This is a genomic window from Sphingomonas sp. CV7422, assembly GCF_027945725.1.
In the GTDB taxonomy this organism is placed as follows: Bacteria; Pseudomonadota; Alphaproteobacteria; order Sphingomonadales; family Sphingomonadaceae; genus Sphingomonas; species Sphingomonas kyungheensis.
This window is the reverse complement of record NZ_CP115900.1, coordinates 317086-339778: the sequence shown is the minus strand read 5'-3', so window position 1 is coordinate 339778 and position 22693 is coordinate 317086. Positions and strand designations below refer to the sequence as shown.

At 66.8% G+C, this 22693-nt stretch carries 12 protein-coding genes; 2 read left to right on the top strand and 10 right to left on the bottom strand.

Annotated elements, in window-relative coordinates:
* Window positions 1–6: 6 nt before the first annotated feature.
* The 4 genes from PBN85_RS01660 to PBN85_RS01645 all read right to left on the bottom strand — a co-directional run bounded on the left by PBN85_RS01660 (window position 7) and on the right by PBN85_RS01645 (window position 5989).
* A complete protein-coding gene (locus PBN85_RS01660; RefSeq protein ID WP_271299942.1) occupies window positions 7–804 on the bottom strand; it encodes a TonB family protein in 798 nt (265 codons plus the stop codon).
* A gap of 10 nt (window positions 805–814) precedes the next feature.
* Window positions 815–2713: a CocE/NonD family hydrolase gene (locus PBN85_RS01655; protein ID WP_271299941.1), complete on the bottom strand. Its 1899-nt coding sequence runs from the start codon at window positions 2711–2713 to the stop codon at window positions 815–817.
* A 113-nt stretch (window positions 2714–2826) separates the two neighbouring features.
* Complete coding sequence (locus PBN85_RS01650) at window positions 2827–3126, bottom strand: hypothetical protein (RefSeq protein WP_037531706.1); 300 nt, start codon at window positions 3124–3126, stop codon at window positions 2827–2829.
* Window positions 3127–3136: 10 nt separating this feature from the next.
* A complete protein-coding gene (locus PBN85_RS01645; protein WP_271299940.1) occupies window positions 3137–5989 on the bottom strand; it encodes a M16 family metallopeptidase in 2853 nt (950 codons plus the stop codon).
* Between the two features lie 185 nt (window positions 5990–6174).
* On the opposite strand from PBN85_RS01645, the gene clpB reads away from it, so the two are divergent.
* Complete coding sequence (gene clpB, locus PBN85_RS01640) at window positions 6175–8754, top strand: ATP-dependent chaperone ClpB (RefSeq protein ID WP_271299939.1); 2580 nt, start codon at window positions 6175–6177, stop codon at window positions 8752–8754.
* Window positions 8755–8805: 51 nt separating this feature from the next.
* On the opposite strand, the gene PBN85_RS01635 is transcribed toward clpB, so the two are convergent.
* The 5 genes from PBN85_RS01635 to xseA all read right to left on the bottom strand — a co-directional run bounded on the left by PBN85_RS01635 (window position 8806) and on the right by xseA (window position 18254).
* Entirely contained in the window at window positions 8806–12087 is a 3282-nt protein-coding gene (locus PBN85_RS01635) for a TonB-dependent receptor (RefSeq protein WP_271299938.1), read from the bottom strand.
* Window positions 12088–12519: 432 nt separating this feature from the next.
* On the bottom strand, window positions 12520–15504 hold the full coding sequence (locus PBN85_RS01630) for a TonB-dependent receptor domain-containing protein (protein ID WP_271299937.1): 2985 nt from the start codon (window positions 15502–15504) through the stop codon (window positions 12520–12522).
* 279 nt (window positions 15505–15783) lie between these two features.
* Entirely contained in the window at window positions 15784–16623 is an 840-nt protein-coding gene (locus tag PBN85_RS01625; RefSeq protein ID WP_271299936.1) for a M23 family metallopeptidase, read from the bottom strand.
* Complete coding sequence (locus tag PBN85_RS01620) at window positions 16620–16820, bottom strand: DUF2093 domain-containing protein (protein WP_037531669.1); 201 nt, start codon at window positions 16818–16820, stop codon at window positions 16620–16622. Before PBN85_RS01620 ends, PBN85_RS01625 begins: the two co-directional genes overlap by 4 nt.
* A gap of 12 nt (window positions 16821–16832) precedes the next feature.
* The gene (gene xseA, locus PBN85_RS01615) at window positions 16833–18254 is read right to left on the bottom strand and encodes an exodeoxyribonuclease VII large subunit (RefSeq protein WP_271299935.1); all 1422 of its coding nucleotides are present in this window, start codon (window positions 18252–18254) and stop codon (window positions 16833–16835) included.
* On the opposite strand from xseA, the gene purD reads away from it, so the two are divergent.
* Window positions 18253–19512, top strand: coding sequence for a phosphoribosylamine--glycine ligase (gene purD, locus PBN85_RS01610; protein WP_271299934.1), 1260 nt, complete (start codon window positions 18253–18255; stop codon window positions 19510–19512). The genes xseA and purD overlap by 2 nt on opposite strands.
* Window positions 19513–19571: 59 nt before the next feature.
* Here purD and PBN85_RS01605 read toward each other — a convergent pair whose 3' ends face one another.
* Complete coding sequence (locus tag PBN85_RS01605) at window positions 19572–22625, bottom strand: TonB-dependent receptor plug domain-containing protein (RefSeq protein WP_271299933.1); 3054 nt, start codon at window positions 22623–22625, stop codon at window positions 19572–19574.
* Window positions 22626–22693 lie beyond the last annotated feature (68 nt).

The following is a 22693-nucleotide window of genomic DNA, read 5'->3' as shown; positions in this document are numbered from 1 at the left end:
TCACCGCTATCGCTTGCGCAGCGGCGGCGTATCGAAGGCGACGGGAACGAGGATCGGCAGCGCGACGACCTTGCCGTTGCGCAGCACCGGCCGGATCCGGAACAGCGGCTGCATCGCCAGCGCCGCGGCGCCGAACCCCATGTCGACGGGGGTTTCGATCAGCACGGCGCACCGCTCCGGCCGGCCCGAGCGCGGCACCGCGCAGGCGAGGATCACCCGCCCCGAGATATGCCGCCGCACCGCCTCGGCAGGCCAGAACCGGCGCAGCTCGGCATCGGTCGGCCGATAGATCCACGACGCCTTGGCATAATGCGCCTTGCCGTCGCCGCCGGCGCCGCTCCCTGCCCCCAGGCCGACGCCGCTCCCCTCACCGGCGCCCGTGCCCGCCGTCCCGCTGCCGGCGAGCTGCGCGACCGCCGAATCACTGCCGAAGGGGGAGACGAGGCTCGGCGGCGGCGGCATCGTCGGGGCGAGCACGTCCGGCGTCGTATCGACCCGCGGCGCCGGCGCTGCTGCCGGTGGTGATCCGCCCGCGGGCGCGGCACGGGGCGGCGGCGCGGCACGTACCGGCGGCGGCGGCGGCGGCGGCGGCGGCGGCGGCGGCGGCGGCGGCGGCGGGCGGACCGGGGGCGGCGGAGGCGGTGGTGGTGGTGGCGCGACGTCGAACAGCGTCAGCGCCGCCTCCGGCCGCGGCGGCACGCCGGGCGGGGGCCGCGCCGTCATCAGCCAGAGCAGGACCAGCGCGCCATGCACCCCGATCGCCAGCGCCAGCGCGCTGCGGTCAGGGGCATGGCGATGGCTCACCGGCCCGCCGTCATTTAACCACCGGCAGCGCGATATAGCTCGCGTCCGGCCCGCTGACGGTGATCTTCTGCGTCGCCGTCACATAGTCCTTCGGCTGCGCAAAGAAGATGTTGGGGACGAAGGTCTGCGGATTGCGGTCGTAGAGCGGGAACCAGCTCGACTGCACCTGCACCATGATGCGATGCCCGGGCAGGAAGACGTGATTGGTCTCGGGCAAAGCGAAGCGATAGGGCAGCGGCGTGTTCGCGGCGATCGGCTTGGCGACGGCAAGGTCCTCGCGATAGCGACCGCGGAAGATGTCCATCGCGACGGCGAGCTGATAGCCGGCCATCTCCTCATGCTTGGGCATCTCTTCGGGATAGACGTCGACCAGCTTGACCACCCAGTCGCTGTCCGTGCCGCTGGTCGCGGCGGTCAGATGCACCTCGGGCGTGCCGGCGATCGTCACCGGCTGGGTCAGCACGTCGGTGGTGAAGGTGACGACATCGGGCCGCCCGGAGACGCCGCGCTGATCGTCGACCAACCAGTTCTTCCACGTCGAGCCTTCGGCATACATCGGCTTGGTCGGGCGGACGCGATACGACACCGGATGCGCCGGATCGCTGATGTAATCGACCGTCTGCGCCGCGCCGGCCGCCGCGTCGAAGCCGAGCGCTCCGCCGGGCTTGAGGTAGAGCGGCGTCGGGGTCGGCTGCGTCCACGCCTGCATCCGCTGCCATTCGTTGGTGCCGGTGCGGAAGGCGGTGACCGGCGCGACGTCCATCGCCGGCTGGTCGCTCTTCAGATAATGCGCGAGGAACGGCCGCAGCACATGCCAGCGCCACCATTTGGCGGTGTCCTGATCCCATTTGATCGCGCCGAGGTTGCTGCCGTCGCCGATCTCCTGGCCATGATACCAGGGACCGAGCGTCAGGAAGACCATGTCGTTCCGCGTGTCCTTGGGCTCGAGCGCGCGATAGACCGCGGGCGCGCCGTAGATATCCTCCTGGTCCCACAGCCCGGCGACCAGCATCGTCGGCACCTTGAGCGGCTGCGCGGCGAGGATCTTGTCCATCGCCGCGCTCGACCAATAGGTGTCATAGGCGGGATGCGCGGCGACCTTGCGATAGAAGCCCGATGCCTGGTCGACCCCCTGCGCCTTGGCGACCGCCCCCGCCGAGACGTTGCGCAGCCAATAGTCGTAATCGTCGGCGGTGTCGGTCACCCAAGGCGTGCTGGCATCGCGCGTACCCTGCTGGCCGAGCATATAGGACAGGCCGATCTGGCGGAACGCGCCATTGTGGAACCAGTCGTCGCCGCGCCAGCCGTCGACCATCGGGTTCATCGGCACCGACACCTTGAGCGCCGGATGCGGGTTGATCAGCGCCATCAGCGGCAGGAACCCGTCATAGCTGATGCCGCTGATCCCGACCCGGCCGTTGCTCTCCGGCACGTTCTTCACCAGCCAGGCGATCGTGTCGTACGTGTCGGTCGAATCGTCGGTCTTGGTCGGATTGTTGGGCGATCCCGCCGGCGTCGGGTTCATCAGCGTGATGCCCTGGCTGCCGTGCATGCCGCGTACGTCTTGGATGACGCGGATATAGCCGTCGGCGGCGATCACGTCCCACGGGCCGTCGCCATGCGCCAGGATGCCGGCGAAGGTGCCGCTGTCCGCCTTGGTCTGCTCGTCGGCGTCATAGGGGGTGCGGGTGAGCAGGATCCCCGCATCGCGCGTGCCCTTGCGGATGACGATGACGGTGTGGAGCTTGACGCCGTCGCGCATCGGGATGTCGACCGCGCGGCGGACGTATTCGTAATGGGTGTCGCGCGGCGCCAGCTTGGCGGGGCGCTCGTCGTAACTCTGCGCGCCGGCCACGGCGGCGGTGGCGAGTGCGGACAGGGCGCAGGCGGCGAACAGCGAACGGATCATAAGCGGCAACCTCGGCACGAAACGGCCCGCCTCCGGGTGGAAGGCGGGCCGTAATGTGTCGCGATTATTGCCGGCAAAGCAAGCGCGCGGATTCGCGCCGCCCGCCCGTCGACTCAGGCGCTGCGCTTGCCCGACAGCGGGAAGCTGCCGAACGCGCCCGCACCCACCGTGCCGGTCAGCGTGTCGCCCTCGGCAGTCGCCTCGCAGTCGAGCGTCATCGGCATCGGCACGGTCATCTGCTGCTTCCAGCGGAGGGTGTTGCCGTCGACCTCGCCCGAGACATCGCTCGATCCCATCGCGCCCGAGGCGGTGCCGGTGAAGCCGGCGCCGTCGCTGGTCACGGTCAGCGTCAGGTTCTGGTCGCCCAGCGGCGACTTAACGGTGCAATCCCAGCTGCCATCGACCTCAGCCATTATTCTCTCCTCATCGCGCCGCGGTGGTGGTGCCGGCGGGGACGCCGGCGACGGCACGTGCCGGGACGACCTCGACCGGCAGGCCGAGACTGTCAAGCTGCGGCTTGACCTTGGCGGCATCGCCGACGACGATCCAGGTCAGCTTGGCGGGATCGATCGTCTGCGCCGCGGCGGCGCGCAGCTGCGGCAGCGTCATCGCGCGATAGCGGGTCGCCACCGTCGCGTAATAATCGTCGGGCCGCTTGAACAGGTCGTTCGCCTGCATCGCGCCGAGCACCGCCTGCGACGTTTCGAACTGCCCCGGCAGCTGCAGCGTCGCGCCCTTGATCGCGAGATCGAATTCGGCCTCGCTCATCGGCTTGCTGGTGACGAACTGCGCGACGTCGTCGCGGGCCGAGGCGAGCGCCGGGCCGGTCTTGTCCGCCTGCACGCCGGCCTGGAGCAGATAGGGCGCGGCGAATTCGGACGGCTGGAAGCGGCCGCCGGCGCCATAGGACCAATGCTTCTCCTCGCGCAGATCCATGTTGAGCCGGCTGAGGAAGCTGCCGCCGAGCGCGTCGTTGACCGTGTTGAGCACGAGCAGGTCGTCGGTGCCCTTGAGCCCGGTACGCTGGCCGCCGACGAGGATCGACTGCGGGCTGTCCGGGCGATCGACTAGGACGATGCCGGGCTTGAGCGCCGCGACGGTGCCGCCGAACGTCTTGCTGCCGGCCGGTCCGGTTCCGGTCCAGTCGCCGAAGCGGGCTTCGAGCGCCGCCTGCACCTCGGCGAGCGGACGGTCGGAGACGACGAAGATCTTCGCCTTGTCGGGACGCAGCCACGCCTGCTGGAAGCGGCGCAGGTCGGCGGGGGTGAGGCTCGCCACCGCGACCGGGTCACCGCTGCCCTGCGCCTTGGCATAAGGCGTGCCGGCGGCAAGGATGCGCGTCGACATCCGCTGCGCGAGCGAACCGGGGTTGGTCAGCTCCTGCTGGATCTGCGCGACCTGCTGCGCCTTGAAGCGCGCGACATCGGCGTCGCGATAGGCCGGCCGCCGCGCGACTTCGGCGAACAGGTCGAGCGCCGGGCCGAGGTTGGCGCTCGGCACGCCCATCGAAACGGTGCTGCGGTCGTTGCCGGCGCCGGCGGACAGCTGCATGCCGAGCCGTTCGCGCGCTTCGGCGAGCGCGTTGACGTCATAATGCTCCGTGCCCTCGTCAAGCATGTTGAGCGCGACGAGCTGCGTGCCGAGCTTGCCGTCGACGTCGGCGGCATAGCCGGCATCGAAGCTCAGCACCGCCTGGGTCACCGGCACCGCGGTGCGCTGCGCGTAGACCAGTTCGATGCCGTTCGACAGGCGGCTGCGCGCGACCTTGGGGAAGGCGAGCTCCGGCGTCGCGCCGACCGGCGGGATCGCCCCGCGCGTGCCCTTGGCGGGCTGTTCGAGCGCGGCGGCGACATCGACCTTTGGCGGCACCTTCGCCTCGGCATAGGCATCGCGCGCGCCGGGAACGACGTTGACCGCGAGCACCGGACGGCTCAGCCACTTGTCCGCCGCCGCCTTGACGCTCGCCGGCGTCTGCCTGGCGAGATCGGCTAGCTGCTTCTTGTAGAAGCCCGGATCGTTCGAATAGAGCGCCCCCTCGGCGAGCGCGACCGCCTTGCCGCCGAAGCCGCCGACCGCCTCGAGCCCGCGGATGCGGCCGGCGACGCGGGTGGTGACGAAGCGCGACACCTCGTCCTGCGTCGGCCCGGTGCGCAGGAAGTCGGCGACCACCGCGTCGAGCCGCTGCGCCGCCATCGCCGGATCGACGCCCGGCCGCACCAGCCCCTCGATCGAGAAGGTGCCGACCTGCGCGAAGGCACTGTTGTCCGCCGCCACGGAGGTGAACAGCTTCTCCTGCCGGATCAGCACATTGGTCAGGCGCGATGAGGCCATGCCGCCGAGCACGCCGGCCGCGACCTCGAGCGGCGCGGCATCCTTGTCGTTGAGCCCGGGCACCACCCAGTTGCGCGTAATCATCGTCGCGGCGACGCGATCCTTGAGCGTCACCGTCTTCGCCGCCGGCAGCGTGACGACCGGCGCGGCAGGCAGCACGCTCTTCGGCCCGGCCTTGATCCCCCCGAAATATTTCTCGACCAGCGGCCGCGCGGTGGCGGCATCGATGTCGCCGGCGAGCACCAGCACCGCATTGTTGGGGCCGTAATGGCTGCGGAACCAATTTTTCACCGTGTCGAGGCTGGCCGCGTCGAGATCGGCCATCGAACCGATCGTGTCATGGCCATAGGGGTGCGTCGCCGGGAACAAATTTTCCGTCACCGCATAGCCTTCGAGGCCATAGGGACGGTTGTCGCCCTGCCGCTTCTCGTTCTGGACGACGCCGCGCTGCTCGTCGAGCACGCCCTGGGTGATCGCACCGGTCAGATAGCCCATCCGGTCCGATTCGAGGAACAGCGCCCGCTCCAGCGCCGCGGTCGGCACCGTCTCGAAATAGTTGGTGCGATCGTAATAGGTCGTGCCGTTGAAGTCGGTCGCGCCGACCTGCTTGAGCGGCGCGAAGAAATCGCCGGGCGCATTCTCCGACCCGTTGAACATCAGATGCTCGAACAGATGCGCGAAGCCGGTCGAGCCCTTGGGCTCGTGCTTCGAGCCGACGTCATACCAGACGCTGACTGCGACGACCGGCGCCTTGCGATCGGTATGGACGACGACGCGCAACCCGTTGGCGAGCGTGAACTGCTGATACGGGATATCGACCGAGCGGACGAGCGCGGCGACCGGCGCGGCCTTGATCGCGGGTGCGGCTGCGGCGGGCGTCTGCGCCTGGAGCGGCGCGAGCCATGCGATCGACGCGACGCCGGCAAGTGCGATAAGCTTCGTCATCAGAATAGAATCCCCCAGTCGGTCACTTTGTGTGTTGGGGTCGAGCATAGACGGGCGGCGAACACTGGCAAGCGACGTGCCGCGCTTTTTCGCGTCTGGTCGTTTTGTGCCGACTGACCGCCGCGATACCCTTGTGTTGCACAAAAGCAACACTACATCGCGGTGCAGAGATGGAAGGGGATGGTATGAACCTCGAACGATTTACAGACCGCGCCAAAGGATTTCTCCAATCGGCGCAGACAGTTGCGATCCGCATGAACCACCAGCGGATCGCGCCCGAACATATCGCCAAGGCCTTGCTCGAGGACGAGCAGGGCATGGCGGCAGGCCTGATCACCGCAGCGGGCGGCGACGCGCGCCGCGCCACCAGCGAGATCGATGCGGCGCTCGCCAAAATCCCGGCGGTGTCGGGATCGGGGGCGCAGACGACGCCGGGCCTCGACAATGACACGGTACGCGTGCTCGACCAGGCCGAGCAGATCGCGCAGAAGGCAGGCGACAGCTTCGTCACCGTCGAGCGGCTGCTGCTCGCGCTGACGCTGGCGACGACCACCGCCGCGGGCCGGGCGCTCGCCGCTGCGGGGGTCACCGCCGATGCGCTCAACGGCGCGATCAACCAGCTGCGCGGCGGCCGCACCGCCGATACCGCCGGTGCCGAGGATCGCTACGACGCGCTCAAGAAGTTCGCCCGCGACCTGACCCAGGCGGCGCGCGACGGCAAGCTCGATCCCGTGATCGGCCGGGACGAGGAGATCCGCCGCACGATCCAGGTGCTCGCCCGCCGCACCAAGAACAATCCGGTGCTGATCGGCGAGCCCGGCGTCGGCAAGACCGCGATCGTCGAGGGGCTGGCGCTGCGCATCGCCAATGGCGACGTGCCCGACGGCCTCAAGGACAAGACGCTGATGGCGCTCGACATGGGCGCGCTGATCGCCGGCGCCAAATATCGCGGCGAGTTCGAGGAGCGCCTCAAGGGCGTGATCGACGAGGTCAAGCAGGCCGAGGGGCAGATCGTCCTGTTCATCGACGAGATGCATCAATTGATCGGCGCGGGCAAATCCGAAGGCGCGATGGATGCGGGCAATCTGCTCAAGCCCGCGCTGGCGCGTGGCGAGCTGCACTGCGTCGGCGCGACGACGCTCGACGAATATCGCAAATATGTCGAGAAGGACCCGGCGCTCCAGCGGCGGTTCCAGCCCGTCTTCGTCGGCGAGCCGACGGTCGAGGATACGATCAGCATCCTGCGCGGGCTCAAGGAGAAATACGAGCTGCACCATGGCGTGCGGATCACCGACGGCGCGCTGGTCGCCGCGGCGACGCTGTCCAACCGCTACATCACCGACCGTTTCCTTCCCGACAAGGCGATCGACCTGATGGACGAGGCCGCCAGCCGCATCCGCATGGAGGTGGAGAGCAAGCCCGAGGAGATCGAGGCGCTCGACCGCCGCATCCTGCGCCTCAAGATCGAGCGGGAGGGGCTGCGCCGCGAGACCGACGAGGCGTCGCGCGAGCGATATGCCGCGCTGGAGGAGGAACTCGCCAATCTCGAGGAGCAGTCCGGCGAGCTGACCCGCCGCTGGCAGGCGGAGAAGGACAAGATTGCCGGCGAGGCAAGGCTCAAGGAGCAGCTCGACGCCGCGCGGCTCGAACTCGAGCAGGCGCAGCGCCAGGGCGACCTCGCCAAGGCGGGCGAGCTCGCCTACGGACGCATCCCGACGCTAGAGAAGCAGCTTGCCGAGGCGCAGGGCGCGACGCAGGGCGCGATGCTGCGCGAGGAGGTCACCGCCGACGATATCGCTGGCGTGGTCAGCCGCTGGACCGGTATTCCGGTCGACCGGATGCTGCAGGGCGAGCGCGACAAATTGCTCCGCATGGAAGAGGTGATCGGCCAGCGCGTGATCGGCCAGGCGCAGGCGGTGCGCGCGGTCTCCACCGCGGTGCGGCGCGCGCGCGCCGGTTTGCAGGACCCGAACCGGCCGCTCGGCAGCTTCCTGTTCCTCGGCCCGACCGGCGTCGGCAAGACCGAGCTGACCAAGGCGCTCGCCGAATTCCTGTTCGACGACCCGTCGGCGATGTTGCGGATCGACATGAGCGAATTCATGGAGAAGCATGCGGTCGCCCGGCTGATCGGCGCACCGCCGGGCTATGTCGGCTATGAGGAAGGCGGCGTGCTGACCGAGGCGGTGCGGCGCCGGCCCTATCAGGTCGTGCTGTTCGACGAGGTCGAGAAGGCGCATGGCGACGTGTTCAACGTGCTGCTCCAGGTACTCGACGACGGGCGGCTGACCGACGGCCAGGGGCGGACGGTGGATTTCAGCAACACGCTGATCATCCTCACCTCCAACCTCGGCTCGCATTATCTCGCCGCGGTCGAGGACGGGCAGGATGTCGAGAGCGTCGAGCCGCAGGTGATGGAGGTGGTGCGCGCGCATTTCCGCCCCGAATTCCTCAACCGGCTCGACGAGGTGATCCTGTTCCACCGGCTGGGGCAGAGCCATATGGCACCGATCGTCGACATCCAGGTCGCCCGCGTCGGCAAGCTGCTCGCCGACCGCAAGGTGACGCTCGACCTCACCGACGCGGCACGCACCTGGCTGGGACGGGTCGGCTACGACCCGGTCTACGGCGCCCGCCCCCTCAAACGCGCGGTACAGCGCTACCTGCAGGACCCGCTCGCCGAGATGATCCTGCGCGGCGAGGTCAAGGACGGCATGACCGTGCGGGTAGACGAGGGCGACGGGGCGCTGGTGCTGCGGGCGGGGTGATGGAAAAGGGGCCGGTGATCGCCGGCCCCTTCTTGTCATCCCCGGATCGCGTCAGAATGCGACGCCCAGCTGGATCCGGGCCGCACGCCCCAGATTGTACTGAACCGGCAGGGAATAGGTCGGTAACGGTGCGCCTGCCGATGTCGTCCCCGTCTCCGACAGACGCAGCGCCGGTTGGGCATTGAAGACGTTGAATACCGAAAGACGCAGGAAACCATTGAATGCGTCGGTCGGCAACGCCACCGTCGCATCGAGGTTGACTTGCGCCAGCCAGGCGGCCGTCAATTGCGAACCGCGGGGCACGAGGCCGAGCGTCGTCGGCCGCACGCCGCCCACCCGGTCAAATCGATCGTTGATGACCGTGAAGCCGGTGGGATCCCGAACGACTTTGCCGTTCGCCACGTCGCAATAGGCACCGCTGGTCTTGTAATACAGGCCCGTGATGCCGCCGGGCGCGGTCGCATCGAAATCGCGACTGGCCGGCGCACGACCGTAGCAGCCGAATTTGCGCGGTGACATCACGTTGGCATTGACCCCGAGCGTCAGCCAGTCGGCAAACTTGTATGACCCCCAGACCTTCAGGTTGTGACGGCGATCGTTGGGCAGATATCCATAAGTGCCGTCGACCAGCGCCGGGAGATCGAACGCCGTCGTCAAGCCGGAGTCGCTCTGGCCGTTGTCGGAACGGACGCCTCCTTCGATATTTCCGACCAGCTTGGAATAGGTATAGTTGGCGTGCAGCTCCCACTTGCCATCCGACTCCCGATCCAGTGCGAACGTCACACCGCGATAGGTCCGTTGCGCCAGCGGGTATTGGAGGGCCGCGGATGATAGCGTAACCGTTCTGGCCGATGTCTCGCCGGGCAGCGGATCGCTCAGGGTCACGACGACATCACGGCCCGGGTTGATCAGCGCGAATTGCTCGACCCCGCTCCAGATCGACCGACAGTCGGACGCAGCCTTACCCTGCGCAATGCAATAGGGGACGATCGCCTGATCGAGTGATGCGTCTTCCAGCGAGTTGTTGAGCTTCGCCTGTGTGAAATTGAAGGCGAGCCGGATACGGTGACCCAGGCGCCGTTCGATACCGAACACGATCTCGTCGACCGATTGCGGTTTCAGATTGGCAGCCACGACGGAAGCGGTGCTCGGCACCGTGCCGTCGTGGCTGACGACGCACGCGGTTCCCGCGGGTGAGTTGCCAGGACAGGCTGTGAACCCCGCTCCCGTGGTGATCGGCGCGCCGAGGATCGGTACGTTCGTTGCCGACAGACCGTTCAGCACGTAATAGGCGTTATAGTCGAGTTCGCTGCCGGCAAGCCGGACATTGGTGTTCACCGCGACCGGCAAATAATAGCGGCTGAATGACCCGAAGAATTTGGTCCGCCCGTCACCCAAAGGATCGATGCTGCCGCCAAGACGTGGCGACCATTGATTCTTGGCGAGGAAGAACGTCTGTCCGGCGGCATTGCGATTTTCGAACCGGTCGTTGCGAACGCCGAAGTTGAGGTTGATCCGCTCCTGGAACAATCGCCACTCATCCTGCGCATAGAAAGCGGTATTGCGGGTTGCGAACTGCCCACCCGTCTTAAATGCGCGAGCCACGGCGTAAGGCGTGCCACCCGGCAAACCGACCGTGGGATCGATCGTCGTAGCGTCGCCAGACGCGGTGAGGAGCGTATATTGCGCGCCACCATTGGCAATCGTCGTCGACGTTTCGTCGAGATCCTCACGGTCATAGCCGCCGCGAATATGATGGGACCCGAGTAGAGAGAAACGCAGGTCGGCGTCTGCGCGATAGAAAGTCCGCTTGTCGAAATTCAGCGACGCATTCGATACGGTGTTGCCGATGCTGCTGTTTGCGCCGTTACGCTGATCGAGTACGTAGGGCAGATCGGGCGCGCCAGACTCCGTCGTTTCGCTGTTCTTGTTGACGCCATAGGCAGCCGACAACGTCAGCCAGTTGGTGAAGCTACCCGTATAACGAAACACATAATTCTCGCCGCCCGAGCGGTAGACGTTGCTCGTCACATACCCGCCGGGAGCGTTCGTGTTCGGATTATAACGCTGGCCGCTTGCCAGCGTGTATTGACTGGTTCCGTAAATTTCCTCGATCTGTTTTCCGCTCGTGTTCCAATAGGTCGCCTCCAGCCGCTGACCATCGACGATGACGGCATCCACCTTGCCGCCCCAGAACGGGCTGGTATTCGCGTTACGGCTGTAGGACGTGCCGACCAATTGCTGACCCGCCTTGCGGAGATCGGCGTAATCGGCGCACATCGTGGGATTGCTGGCACATCCTGCCGGTCCCGTCTGTGTCGCCGACGCGCTTCCGGTATAGCCCTGCCCCCAACGAAGATCGACGGCATCGTAGATACCGTAGAAGAACAAATGGTCCTTGATGATCGGACCCGACAGCTGCGCAATGAAGTCGCTGCGCTTGAGATAAGCCGAATCGTTATCTGCCGCGAATGTATTCTTCGTCTTGGAAATCAACGTGTTCGGCTGCCAGTTGAAGGTAATGCCGCCGTGCCACTCATTGGAGCCCGATTTGGTCGTGGCGTTGATCATGCCGCCGGTGAAACGGCCGAATTCGGCGGGGATACCACCCGTTTTTGTCTGAACGGTCTGGTAGAAGTCGAACGGAATTGCCACGGCACCCAACCCGTTGCGGAATTGGGTAATATTCAATCCGTTGACGTAATAGACGTTCTCCGACACGGACGAACCGTTGACCGAGGGCAGACCGTTGTCGCGCACCGAACCGAAGCGGTTGTCGCCTCCGGTCGTACCGGGCGCCAACAACACCACGGAGGTGAGATCACGGGCGACCGGCACCCGCGTCGCGACATCGGCGACATCGACGGTCTGGCCGATGGTGTTGCTGCTGAAATCGACGACCTGGACCCGCCCGGCTGTGACGACGATGTCGCTTGCTGCACCTGCATCACTAGGCTGGAGATTGAATTGGTTGGCTGCCCGCCCCTGGATCAGCCGAACGGCAGGGTCGGTGAATGTTTCGTACCCATCGGCGGATACCGTAAAGTCATAGGTGCCCTGTGGCAGTGCGGAGATGACGTAGGCGCCGTCCTGATCAGTCACCGCTGTCCGAGTAAAGCCTTGCGCTGTTGACCTTACCTCGACCTTCGCTCCGGCAATAGCTTTACCGTCGGTCCCACGCACCCGGCCGGTCGCGTTCACCTGGGTATAATCCTGCGCCATTGCGGGAGCAGCAAGTCCTACCATACCGATACCGGCACCAAGCAACGCCAATGCCGTAAGGGCCGCGCTGCTGCGCAAGGCCGTGCGGGTGATCTTTGACATCTTCAACATGCTCTTCCCCTGTTTTGTCCCGGAGCCGCGACATTTGCCGCCTCATTATGCTCGGGCTGGCCTCGCCCATCCTCCGCAGGTCGAAGTGACGGGTCAGTGGGAGAAGAAGGCATATCCATATTGGACATGTAAAGAGAGATCAGTATTAATATGTCCGTTTCGGTATATAGCGTGGTTTTTATGTCACTCCGCCTTCAAACCGTGAAGGCATAGGAATCCAAAACGCAGGCGGGCCAGAATACCGGCTTATTATCTGATAATAATAGCTTTCCCCCGTCCATGATGTTTTCATCCATTTGCTCGGTAAACACTGCCCTTCCATCTAAGTGCTTGCAATTACGACGATAAGGCCGCGGTTATCTTGCTTTTGACAACAAAAAAGGGGCGGCCCCTCACGAGGCCGCCCCCAAGGCGTTTGCAGTGTCGTCCGTCTTAGAGGCTGAACTTCACGCCAGCGCGGAAGTAGCGGCCGTAGATGCCATCGCCGGCCTGCACCGGGTTGTAGAGATAGGCGCCGTAGGTGACCGGATCGAGGCCGGGCAGGCGATTGAACAGGTTCAGCGCGTTGACGTAGAAGCTGAACTGGTCGTTGACCTTGACCGTCGTGTTGAGATCGAAGGTGATGTAGCTCTTGACGCGGCAGCCGGTATAGGCCGGGCTCGGCGCAAGGCTGCAATCGCCGGCGACGCCGCCCTGATCCTCCGCCGACAGGTCGTAGCCCGACGTGTAGTTGACCGTTCCGGTCACTGAATACGGCCCGACGAGCAGCGTGTTCTGCCAGTTGCCATGCCACCGGAAGGTGCCCGAACCAGCGGTCAGGTTGTAGTTGCCGAGCGTGTCGACATAGCTTTCCTTGTGACCGTCCGGGAAGGTCGTGCTGAGCTCAAGCTGCAACGTCGCGTCAAGGTTGCTGATCCAGGTGACATCGCCGAAGTTGAAGCGGGCGTTGGCGCCGAAATCGATGCCCTCCGACTTCAACGTATTGGCGTTGACCAGTGCCGACGAGACATAGAGCACGCGCGGCTTGGCGTTCGGGAAGGCCGGATCGGCGGCGTCCTCCGTGATGGTGAAGCCGGTCGGGATCGTCTGGCCGGCATAATAGGCGCGGAGCGCGTCACCCGAGGTCAGCGAAGTGATCGCCCCGGTCTTCTTGATGTTGAAGTAATCGACCGTCAGCGTGACGTTGCGGAGCGGCTCGAACACCACGCCGCCGGTGAAGCTGCGCGACTTTTCGGGCTTCAGGTCCGGCGTGGCGAGCGTCGTCGCGCCATAGCTGCCCGAGCGGATGTAGGTCGGGCACGCGGTGCTGAAGTTGGCTGTGGTGCACCCATATTGCGCGAGATACGCATCATTGAACAGGCCCGCCGAGTTGGTCACATAACCGGTGGTCGGCAAGGCGTTCGCCTCGGCGAAGCTCGGGATGCGGAAGCCGCGCGAATAGGTGCCGCGCAGCGTCAGCTGGCGGAACGGCGTGAACTTGGCGCCGAACTTGGGCGAGAAATTGCTCTGACCGGTCGAATAATGGTCATAGCGGCCCGAAGCGTTGAGCGTCAGCTGCTCGAGCACCGGCGCGTTGAGCTCGCCGAACGCCGACGAGACGGTGCGATGGCCCGAGGTGCCGAAGGCGTTGATGCGGAAGTAACGCTGCGTCGGACCGTTGATGTCCGAGTTGGCGCTGGGCGAGTCGACCGCTTCGTAATAGACCGATCCGCCGAAGCCGAGCTGCAGATCGCCGCCCGGCAGCTGCATCAGCGATTTGCTGACGCTCGCCTGCAACTGGTACAGGTCGGAGCTGGAGTCGGTGATGTTGGTCGGCGTCAGATAGTTGAGCGTCGACTGGCTGGTCGCCGACGGATTGAGGAAGTTGTAGCTGCCGTCGGCGATCACATCGAGCAGGTGCTGGATGTAGACATAACCGTCGGCGGTACGACGCAGATCGGTGTGCATCGCGGTCGCGTCGACGCGATAGTCCCAGTCCCCGAGCACGGTGCCGTGGATGCCCAGCGCGCCGCGATAGACCCGGCTGCGCGTCTCGTTGCGCTCGACCGAGGTCGGCAGCAGACCGATCACCTGCGCGGTCTGACCCGAGGCGGCATAGGGGTTGTTCGGGTTGAGCTGGCCGTTGCTCAGGAACACCGGCAGCGTCAGCGCCTGCGAACCCGGCGCATAGGACGCGGAGTTCGACCGGCTCGAATAGGGCTGGAAGTAGATGCCTGCCGGACCGTTGGCGTAGATCTGCGTCGGCGTGCCCGAATAGCTGCTGCGGCTCTGCTGGAAGTTGAACTCCGCATAGGCCTCGGACGTATCGCCGATCTTGGCGGTGAACTTGGCCGAACCACCGAACCGCTCGATCTCGGGCGCGACGGTGCCATATTGGTTGACCGTGTCCTGAGAGCAGATCGTCGCGGGGAGGACCGTCGCGCCGGTCGCGCCGGTGGCGATCGGCTGACCGGTCTGGCACTGGCTGTTGAGCAGGCTGTACTGCGTCCCGCCGGTCGGCCGCACATAGATGTTGGCGCCAGCGTTGCTCGCGCCGAAGGTGCCCGCATTGAGCGTGTTGTCCGGGCCGCCGATACCGGTCTGGTTCGACGAATTGAACGGATAGGGCAGGTCCGAATTGCGGACGCCGCCGCTGTGATAATAGAAGCCGCTGATATAGGCGTTATAGCCCTTCTCATCGAGATCGCCGGTACCCGCGGTCAGCGTCAGGCGCTGCGTCGGCGCGATGCCGCTCTGCGAGATGCCCGCCTCGGCGCGACCCGATACGCCGTTGAAGCTGCGCTTGGTGATGATGTTGACCACGCCCGCGATCGCATCCGCGCCGTAGCTCGACGAGGCGCCGTCACGCAGCACTTCGATCCGCTCGACGATATCGTCGGGGATGGTGTTGAGGTCGACGAAGTTGCGCGTCGCGTCGTCGGCGAGCGGATAATAGGCCGCACGCAGACCGTCGAACAGCACCAGCGTCGAGCTGCTCGACAGGCCGCGCAGCGACACCGCCGACGCACCGCCGGCGAAGGCGCCGTTGGCGGTGAACGAGTTGGTCAGCGCGGCGCCGTTGTTCGACGACAGGCGCTGCACCGCGTCCTGCACGGTGGCGATGCCGCGCTGATCGAGCGACTCGGCCGACAGCGTGGTGACCGGCGACGGCGTGATCGCCTGGCGGAACAGCGAGCCGGTGACGACGATGTCGGCGCCGCCGGTGCTCGAGTCGCCGGAGGCGCTCTGGAGCTGGCGTCCGGCATCGGCCTGGGCGGCGGCATCCTGCTCGGCGGCGGGCAGGTTATCCTGCGTCGCGGCGGGCTGCGTCGGCGCGGTGCTCGTCTGTGCCGAGACGGTACCGGCATAAAGCATCGCGAACGGCGTCACCGCTGCGAGCAGCGCGGCCTTGCGCGAATTACGATGGAACGTGGACATGAGTTTCCCTTGCCTGACCCTAACGGGCCGGCCCGCTATGGCGGTGCCGGCGCGGGTATTTGCCAAGCCCCCCTTGGCCGCGGGGGGCGACCGTCAAGAGACATGCGCCTGAAATGCAGGGGGATTTTTTTCGTGTAAACCCGCATGTCCAATAAGGGTCAGCTTTGCTGCAATGTGTCGCCCAAATGACACAATTTGCGCCCCCAAGAGGCCGCTGCAACGTTCCGGCTGCTCGCAAACGCAGCATAATGTACGGAAATGTCGTTTAAGCAGGCAGCGCTACGCGCCCGGCATTGGCCCCGCGACGAGCAGCGGGTCGAGCCGCGCGTCGTGCCAGCGCAGGCTCCAGTGGAGATGCGGCCCCGTCGCGCGTCCGGTCGCGCCGACCAGGCCGATCGGCTCGCCCTGGCGGACATGATCGCCGACGCGGACGTCGATCCGCGAGAGATGCAGGAAGGCGCTGTTGAGGCCATGGCCATGGTCGAGCATCAGCAGATGCCCTTCGAGCGTGAACGGCTGGTTGGCGGCGAGGATGACGACGCCGTCGGCGGGCGCGGTCACCGGCGCACCGGTCGGCTTGGCGATGTCGATCCCCGAATGATAGCTGCCCGGCTCGCCGCGATAGATGCGTTGCGCGCCGAACAGGCCGGAGATGCGGCCGGTCGCCGGCCAGCGGAACGTCTGCCGCCAGCCCTCGGCATCGGTGACGCGCGCGCGGGCGGCGACGATCCGCGCGAGCTCGGGCGGGCGCAGTCGCGCCATCACCGGGTCGGGGGCGGGAAACTTGGCGAGCCGGTCGAGCCGCTCGATCCGCCACGCGCGCGGCGCGACCGACAGTGTCTGGCTGATCCGCCGGCCGTCGGCGAGCGTCGCGACCAGCATCGCCTGCGGCGCAGCGTCGCGGTCGAAGCCGGCGATGAAGCGTCCATCGGTGAGCTCGACCGGCTGGCCGTCGAGCGTCACCGAGACGCTGCCCGCGGGTGCGGTGCCGCTGATCAGCCCGCCCTGCGTCGGCACGCCGGTCCAGCGGCAAGCAGGAGCGGCAAGCGGCGCCGCCTGCGGCATCGCCGCCGCGGCGGGTGCGATCGCGGCGAGCAGCAGCAGCGCGGCAAGCCTCATTGCGGGCGCAGCGCCTCGCTGGCGAGATGCGCACTCGCATAGGCGTGCTGGCGGTCGACGCTCCAATAGCGCAGGCTGTCGATCGGAATGCGCGCGCCGCTCACCGCGCAGACGACATGGTCGCCGGGGGTCAGGACGCGAAAGCCGTTGGCCATATAATGAAGCCGCGCCGGGCGGTCCGAATTCGAAACGAGCATGTCAGGGTCCTGTCAAAACAGCGTCGGCTGGTCGGCGCGGGGATAGGTCTTGGCGGGCTTGCGCTCAACCTTGCGCTCGCCGGGGCGGTCCGGCGCGGCATCGTCAACCGTCGCATCGACGCTGCCGTCGCGGAAGCGCAGCGTCACCGCGCCCGCCGCGCGCACCGCCGCGGCGGAGGCAAGCGTTTCCCCTGCCCCATCCTCCCGGCGCGCGGTGACGCGGGCATAGCCGCGATCGAGCACCGCATCGGGGTTGAGCGACTGCACCAGCCGCCATGTCGCGGCGAGCCGGTCATGCTGGCGGTCGAGCTGCTGCTGCAACGCCGCCGGACGCAAGGCGCCGCCCGCCCGATCGAGCTGGCCGCGCGCCAGCGTCACCCGCCGCTCCAACCCGCGGTCGAGCCGCTGGCCGGCGTCGTCGGCGCGCTGGCGCTGCGGGCCGAGCAAGGCGTCGCGCTTCGGCAGCAGCCGCGCAAGCGCGGTCATCCGCTCGCGCCCGCGCTCGACATAGCGGTGGGCGCAGCGCTGCGTGCGCGCGGCATGGCTCTGGATCGTATGCCGCAGATCGGCGAGCACCGGCACCGCCAGTTCCGCCGCCGCGGTCGGCGTCGGCGCGCGCAGGTCGGCGGCGAAGTCGCACAAGGTCGTGTCGGTCTCGTGCCCGACCGCGGAGATGATCGGGATCGTGCAGTCGGCGACCGCGCGGACCACCGCTTCCTCGTTGAATGCCCACAGATCCTCGATCGAACCGCCGCCGCGCGCGACGATGACGAGATCGGGGCGCGGCACCGGGCCGTCCGCCGGCATCGCGTCGAACCCTCGCACCGCCGCGGCGACCTCTTCGGCCGCCCCCTGCCCCTGCACCTTGACCGGCCAGACCAGGACGTGGCTCGGGCAGCGATCCTCGAGCCGGTGCAGGATGTCGCGGATCACCGCGCCGGTCGGCGAGGTGACGACGCCGATCGTCCGCGGCAGATAGGGCAGCCGCCGCTTGCGCGCGCCCTCGAACAGGCCCTCGCCGGCGAGCTTCGCCTTGAGTTTCTCGAACAGGGCCATCAGCGCGCCGGCGCCGGCGAGCTCCATCCGTTCGATGACGATCTGATATTTGGAGCGGCCGGGATAAGTGGTGAGCTTGCCGGTCGCGATCACCTCGATCCCGTCCTGCGGCGCGAAGGCGAGCGCATTGACCTGCCCCTTCCACATCACGCCGTCGATCACCGCGGCATCGTCCTTGAGCGCGAGATAGACGTGCCCCGAGGCGGCGCGCTTATAGCCCGAGATTTCGCCGCGGACGCGGACGTGGCCGAACTCACCCTCGACCAGCCGCTTGAGTTTGAAGCTGAGTTCGCCGACCGACAGGGCGAGCGCGTTGTCGCCGGGGCGCTCCTCGGCTAGCAGCCGGGCGTCGTCGGTATCGGATAGGAACTCTGGCATGAACGTCCTGCTGTTGGGCTCAGGTGGCCGCGAGCACGCACTCGCTTGGAAACTGGCGCAATCGGCCCTCCTCGATACGCTCTATGCCGCGCCTGGCAACCCCGGCGTCGCGCGCCATGCGACCTGCGTCGCGCTCGATGCGACCGATCACGCCGCGGTGGTGGATTTCGTGGCGGACCATGACGTTGGTCTCGTCGTGATCGGGCCGGAGGCGCCGCTGGTCGATGGTCTTGCCGATAGCCTGCGCGCCGCGGGCGTGCCGGTGTTCGGGCCGGACAGGGCCGCCGCGCAGCTGGAAGGATCGAAGGGCTTCACCAAGGATTTGTGCCGCGAGGCGGACATCCCGACCGCAGGCTATGTCCGGGTCGGCAATCGCACCGAGGCGGAGGCGGCGCTGGCGAGCACCTTCTCCTATCCCGTCGTGATCAAGGCGGACGGACTCGCCGCGGGCAAGGGCGTGGTGATCGCGACCAGCGAGGCGGAGGCGGCCGCGGCGTTCGACACGATGTTCGACGGCGGCGATGCGCTGGTGGTGATCGAGGAGTTCCTCGACGGCGAGGAGGCGAGCCTGTTCGTGCTCACCGACGGCGTCGCGCTGCTGCCGTTCGGCAGCGCGCAGGACCACAAGCGCGTCGGCGAGGGCGATACCGGCCCCAATACCGGCGGCATGGGCGCCTACAGCCCCGCCCCGGTGCTGACGCCGGCGCTGGAACGGCGCGCGCTCGACGAGATCGTCGCACCGACGGTGAAGGCGCTCGCCGAGCGCGGCACGCCGTTCAGCGGCGTCCTCTACGCCGGGCTGATGCTGACCGCGACCGGCCCCAAGCTGATCGAATATAATGCGCGGTTCGGCGATCCCGAATGCCAGGTGCTGATGCCGCGCTTCGCCGGCGATCTTCTTGAGACGATGCTGGCGGTGGCGCAGGGCCGGCTCGGCGAACTGTCGCCCGCCGCCTTCCGGGACGAGGCGGCGATGACGGTGGTGATCGCGGCGGCGGGCTATCCCGGCACGCCGGCGCCCGGCGGCGCGATCCGCGGCATCGACGCGGCGGAGGCGACCGGCGCGATCGTCTTCCAGGCCGGCACGCGGCAGGACGGCGATAGGCTGGTCGCGTCGGGTGGGCGGGTTCTCGCGGTGACCGCCACCGGCACCGACATCCGCGCGGCGCGCGACGCGGCGTACCGCGGCGTCGCGGCGATCGATTATGCTGACGGTTTCCACCGCCGCGACATCGGCTGGCGCGAACTGGCGCGCTGATACGCAAAGGCCCGCCGGATCGCTCCGGCGGGCCTCGTCGTCATGGTCGGTGGCGCCGATCAGAAGGTGATCGTCGTGCCGATCGCGATGTTGCGCCCGAGCGCGTCGTAGCGCTGCGGGATCGTATTGTTGCGCGCGAGGCTGATGCTGTACGAATTCGCCAGGATCGGCGGGTTCTTGTCGAACAGGTTGTTCGCGATCACGCGGAAGGCGAACTGCCGCGCGATGTTGAAGGTCAGCGCGAGGTCGAAATAGCTGGTCGGTGCGATCCGGTAGAAGGTCGTCTGCGCCCGGTCCGGTGTGCCGCCGATCGCTTCGTCGCCCGAATTGTTGGCGCTGGTCAGCGAACCGACGTAGCGCCAGTTGAACGAGGCGTTGAAGACATTGTCCGCGGTCGAATAGGTGGTGCGCAGGCCATGCGACCACTTCGGCAGCAACTGGCTGCACCCGTTGCCGAAATAGCCGGTGCAATTGCGCTGCGGCTGGACCGGCGAATCCTGCCCGCCGGCAAAGGTGGTCAGCGAGCCGTTGAAGTCGAAATCGAGCCGCCCGGCGCCGCCGAGGCCGAGCGCATAGCTGCCCTGGAAGTCCCAGCCGCGGGCGATCGAGAGATAGTAATTGGTCGTACCCTGACGGATGAAGCCGCTGGTCGGATTGTTCGCCGCCGCCGCATACAGCGTGCCGTTGGCGTCGCGGACGATCCCCGAACAGAAGAAGGAATCGCCGCCCGAGCGCAGGCAGCCGTCGGTGTAATAGCTGTAATCGTTATAGCCGAGCGAGTTGTTGATCTTGATCCGGTAGCGATCGACCGAAAACACCAGACCCTTCACGAAGCGCGGCTTGACCACCAGACCGTAGGTCTGGGTGTAGGCGGTCTCCGGATCGGCGGTGAAGCCGCCCGAACGCACCGTGCACTGGTCGTTGGGGCAGAGCAACGTCGTGCTGCCGTACAGCGTATCCGACAGGCCGGTGGCGCGGCACACCTCCCGCGAGGCGATCGGCGCGCCGTAGGTGGTGACGCCGTTGACGGTCGTCACCGTCGGCGCGCAGAAATCGTTCTGCGAACCGCCCTGCCGCGTATAGCTGATGTTCGACGCCTGATAGGCCTCGACCACGGTCGGCGCACGCTGCGCCTTGTTGAACGAGGCGCGCAGCGTCAGGTCGGCGACCGGCGCGTACAGGCCCTCGATCTTCCAGGTGGTGAATTTGTTCGGGTTGCTGCTGTACTTGGACAGGCGGTAGGCACCATTGGCCTGCAGCAGATGCGCGAACGGGCGATCCTGGATCAGCGGCGCCTGCACCTCGATATTGGACTCCCAGACATGCTGGGCGAGATCGGACGGCGAGCCGCCGTAATCCTCGATGAAGCCCGGCGTCAGCTGCGAGAACTGGCGGTCCTTGCGGAATTCCGTGCCGAGCGCGAAGGCGACGCCGTCGGTGGCGAGCGGCGAGGTGATGCCGTATGTGCCGAGGTCGCCGGTCATGTTCGCCTGCACGTCGTAGAGCAGGCCGACCTGCTTCTGGATCGCCGGGGCGAGGTCGCCGTACAGATAGTTGATCAACGCCTGGTTGCTGTTGCCGGCGCTGAACGCGTCAAACGGCACGCAGCCCGCCGCACCGCTCGCGCAGGTCGGCACGCCGTTGACGTTGACGACGTTGAGCGCGTTGTTGACCCGGTCGAAGCTCGGCAGGCGCGACGAATCCCAGATCTGCTGGTTGCGTGAGAAGACGCCGCCGACGTCATAGGTCCAGGCATCGCCGACCTTGCCGCGCACGCCCGCGGTCGCGCGGATGCCGGTGTTGGTATAGGTATCGGTCATGAACGGCGCGTTGAACCGATAGCGGATGTCGACCGGCACCTGCGTCGCGGTGCCTGCGGCCGCGCCGCACAGGATGCCCGCCTGCTGCGTCGACAGGAACGGGTTGTTGCAATTGACCAGGAACGGATCGGACCCGTAGTTCGCCGCGGCGAAGACGCGCGTCGGATAGCGGTTGATCGAGCGGTCGCGGAACCATAGCGCCGAGCCATAGACCTCGAACTCGGGGGCGAGCTTCAGCGTGACGAAGCCGCCCGCATTCACCCGATTGTCCTGCCGCTGGTAGGAATAGCCGTCATAGGGATTGGCGGCCTTGCCCGCGCCGGTGCCATAGGGAACGAAGGTGCGCGTGCCGGCGGGATCGTTGACATATTGCCGGCCGGCGTTGGTACCGGTGCTCGGTGAGACATAGCCGCTCACCGAATAGGTCGAGATCTGGCAAGACAGCGGGCCGTCCTTGGTCGCCTGATTGAGCTGGCAGGCCGAGATCGAGCGCGCGTCATAGGGCACCAGATCGGCGTGGCGATAATTGACGAAGCCCGACAGGTTGAGCTTGCCGTCGAACAGCGACGTACCCGCGGTCAGCGCGATGTCGGAACGGCCGCCGTCATTGACCTGACCGAGCCGCGGCGAGAAGCCCGATGCCTGGGCGGCGCTGGTGACAATGTTCGACGTGTTGTTGTGATTATAGAAATTGTAATTGGCGTCGATCCGCACGCCGGTGAAATTCTGCTTGAGGACGAAGTTGACCACGCCGGCGATCGCGTCGGAGCCGTAGACCGACGACGCACCGCCGGTCAGCACGTCGACGCGCTCGATCAGCGACACCGGGATGATGTTGGTATCCTGCCCGTTCTGCGTGCCGAGGCGCTTGCCGTCGACGAGGACCAACGTGCGCTCGAAGCCGAGGCTGCGCAGCTTGATCCGCTGGCGTCCGTCCGAATCCTGATAATTCTGCTGACTGTCCGGCGAGATCTGCGGCAGGCGGTTGAGCACCTCTTCGACGTTGATCGGCGCCTGCGCGCGGATGTCGGCGGAGGTGACCGAGGTGATCGGCGCCGCAGCGGTGATGTTGGGGCGCACGATGCGCGTGCCGGTGACGACGATCTCGCCGCTGCCGCTGCTGTCCGGCGCCGTGCCGCTGATCGTCGCGGCCTTGGTGTCGCTGCTGTCGGCGGCGGTATCGGTCTGCGGCGGCGCCGCATTGGTATTGTCGGCGGTCTGCGCGATCGCCGGCGCGGCGACCATCATCCCGCCGACCAGGGCGAGACAAGATACGTGCGTTCTCCAGTTCATTGATACGGCCCCTTAACGGGCTGCGATCATTCGCTAGCCCGTATACGAACTTCGCCAGCCCGCGTTCG

Excerpts from the sequence above, each read along its gene's own strand:
- PBN85_RS01655 (WP_271299941.1), bottom strand. The coding sequence starts at position 2,713 with ATGATCCGTTCGCTGTTCGCCGCCTGCGCCCTGTCCGCACTCGCCACC.
- PBN85_RS01650 (WP_037531706.1), bottom strand. The coding sequence starts at position 3,126 with ATGGCTGAGGTCGATGGCAGCTGGGATTGCACCGTTAAGTCGCCGCTG.
- PBN85_RS01645 (WP_271299940.1), bottom strand. The coding sequence starts at position 5,989 with ATGACGAAGCTTATCGCACTTGCCGGCGTCGCGTCGATCGCATGGCTC.
- clpB (WP_271299939.1), top strand. The coding sequence starts at position 6,175 with ATGAACCTCGAACGATTTACAGACCGCGCCAAAGGATTTCTCCAATCG.
- PBN85_RS01635 (WP_271299938.1), bottom strand. The coding sequence starts at position 12,087 with ATGTTGAAGATGTCAAAGATCACCCGCACGGCCTTGCGCAGCAGCGCG.
- PBN85_RS01630 (WP_271299937.1), bottom strand. The coding sequence starts at position 15,504 with ATGTCCACGTTCCATCGTAATTCGCGCAAGGCCGCGCTGCTCGCAGCG.
- PBN85_RS01625 (WP_271299936.1), bottom strand. The coding sequence starts at position 16,623 with ATGAGGCTTGCCGCGCTGCTGCTGCTCGCCGCGATCGCACCCGCCGCG.
- PBN85_RS01620 (WP_037531669.1), bottom strand. The coding sequence starts at position 16,820 with ATGCTCGTTTCGAATTCGGACCGCCCGGCGCGGCTTCATTATATGGCC.
- purD (WP_271299934.1), top strand. The coding sequence starts at position 18,253 with ATGAACGTCCTGCTGTTGGGCTCAGGTGGCCGCGAGCACGCACTCGCT.
- xseA (WP_271299935.1), bottom strand. The coding sequence starts at position 18,254 with ATGCCAGAGTTCCTATCCGATACCGACGACGCCCGGCTGCTAGCCGAG.
- PBN85_RS01605 (WP_271299933.1), bottom strand. The coding sequence starts at position 22,625 with ATGAACTGGAGAACGCACGTATCTTGTCTCGCCCTGGTCGGCGGGATG.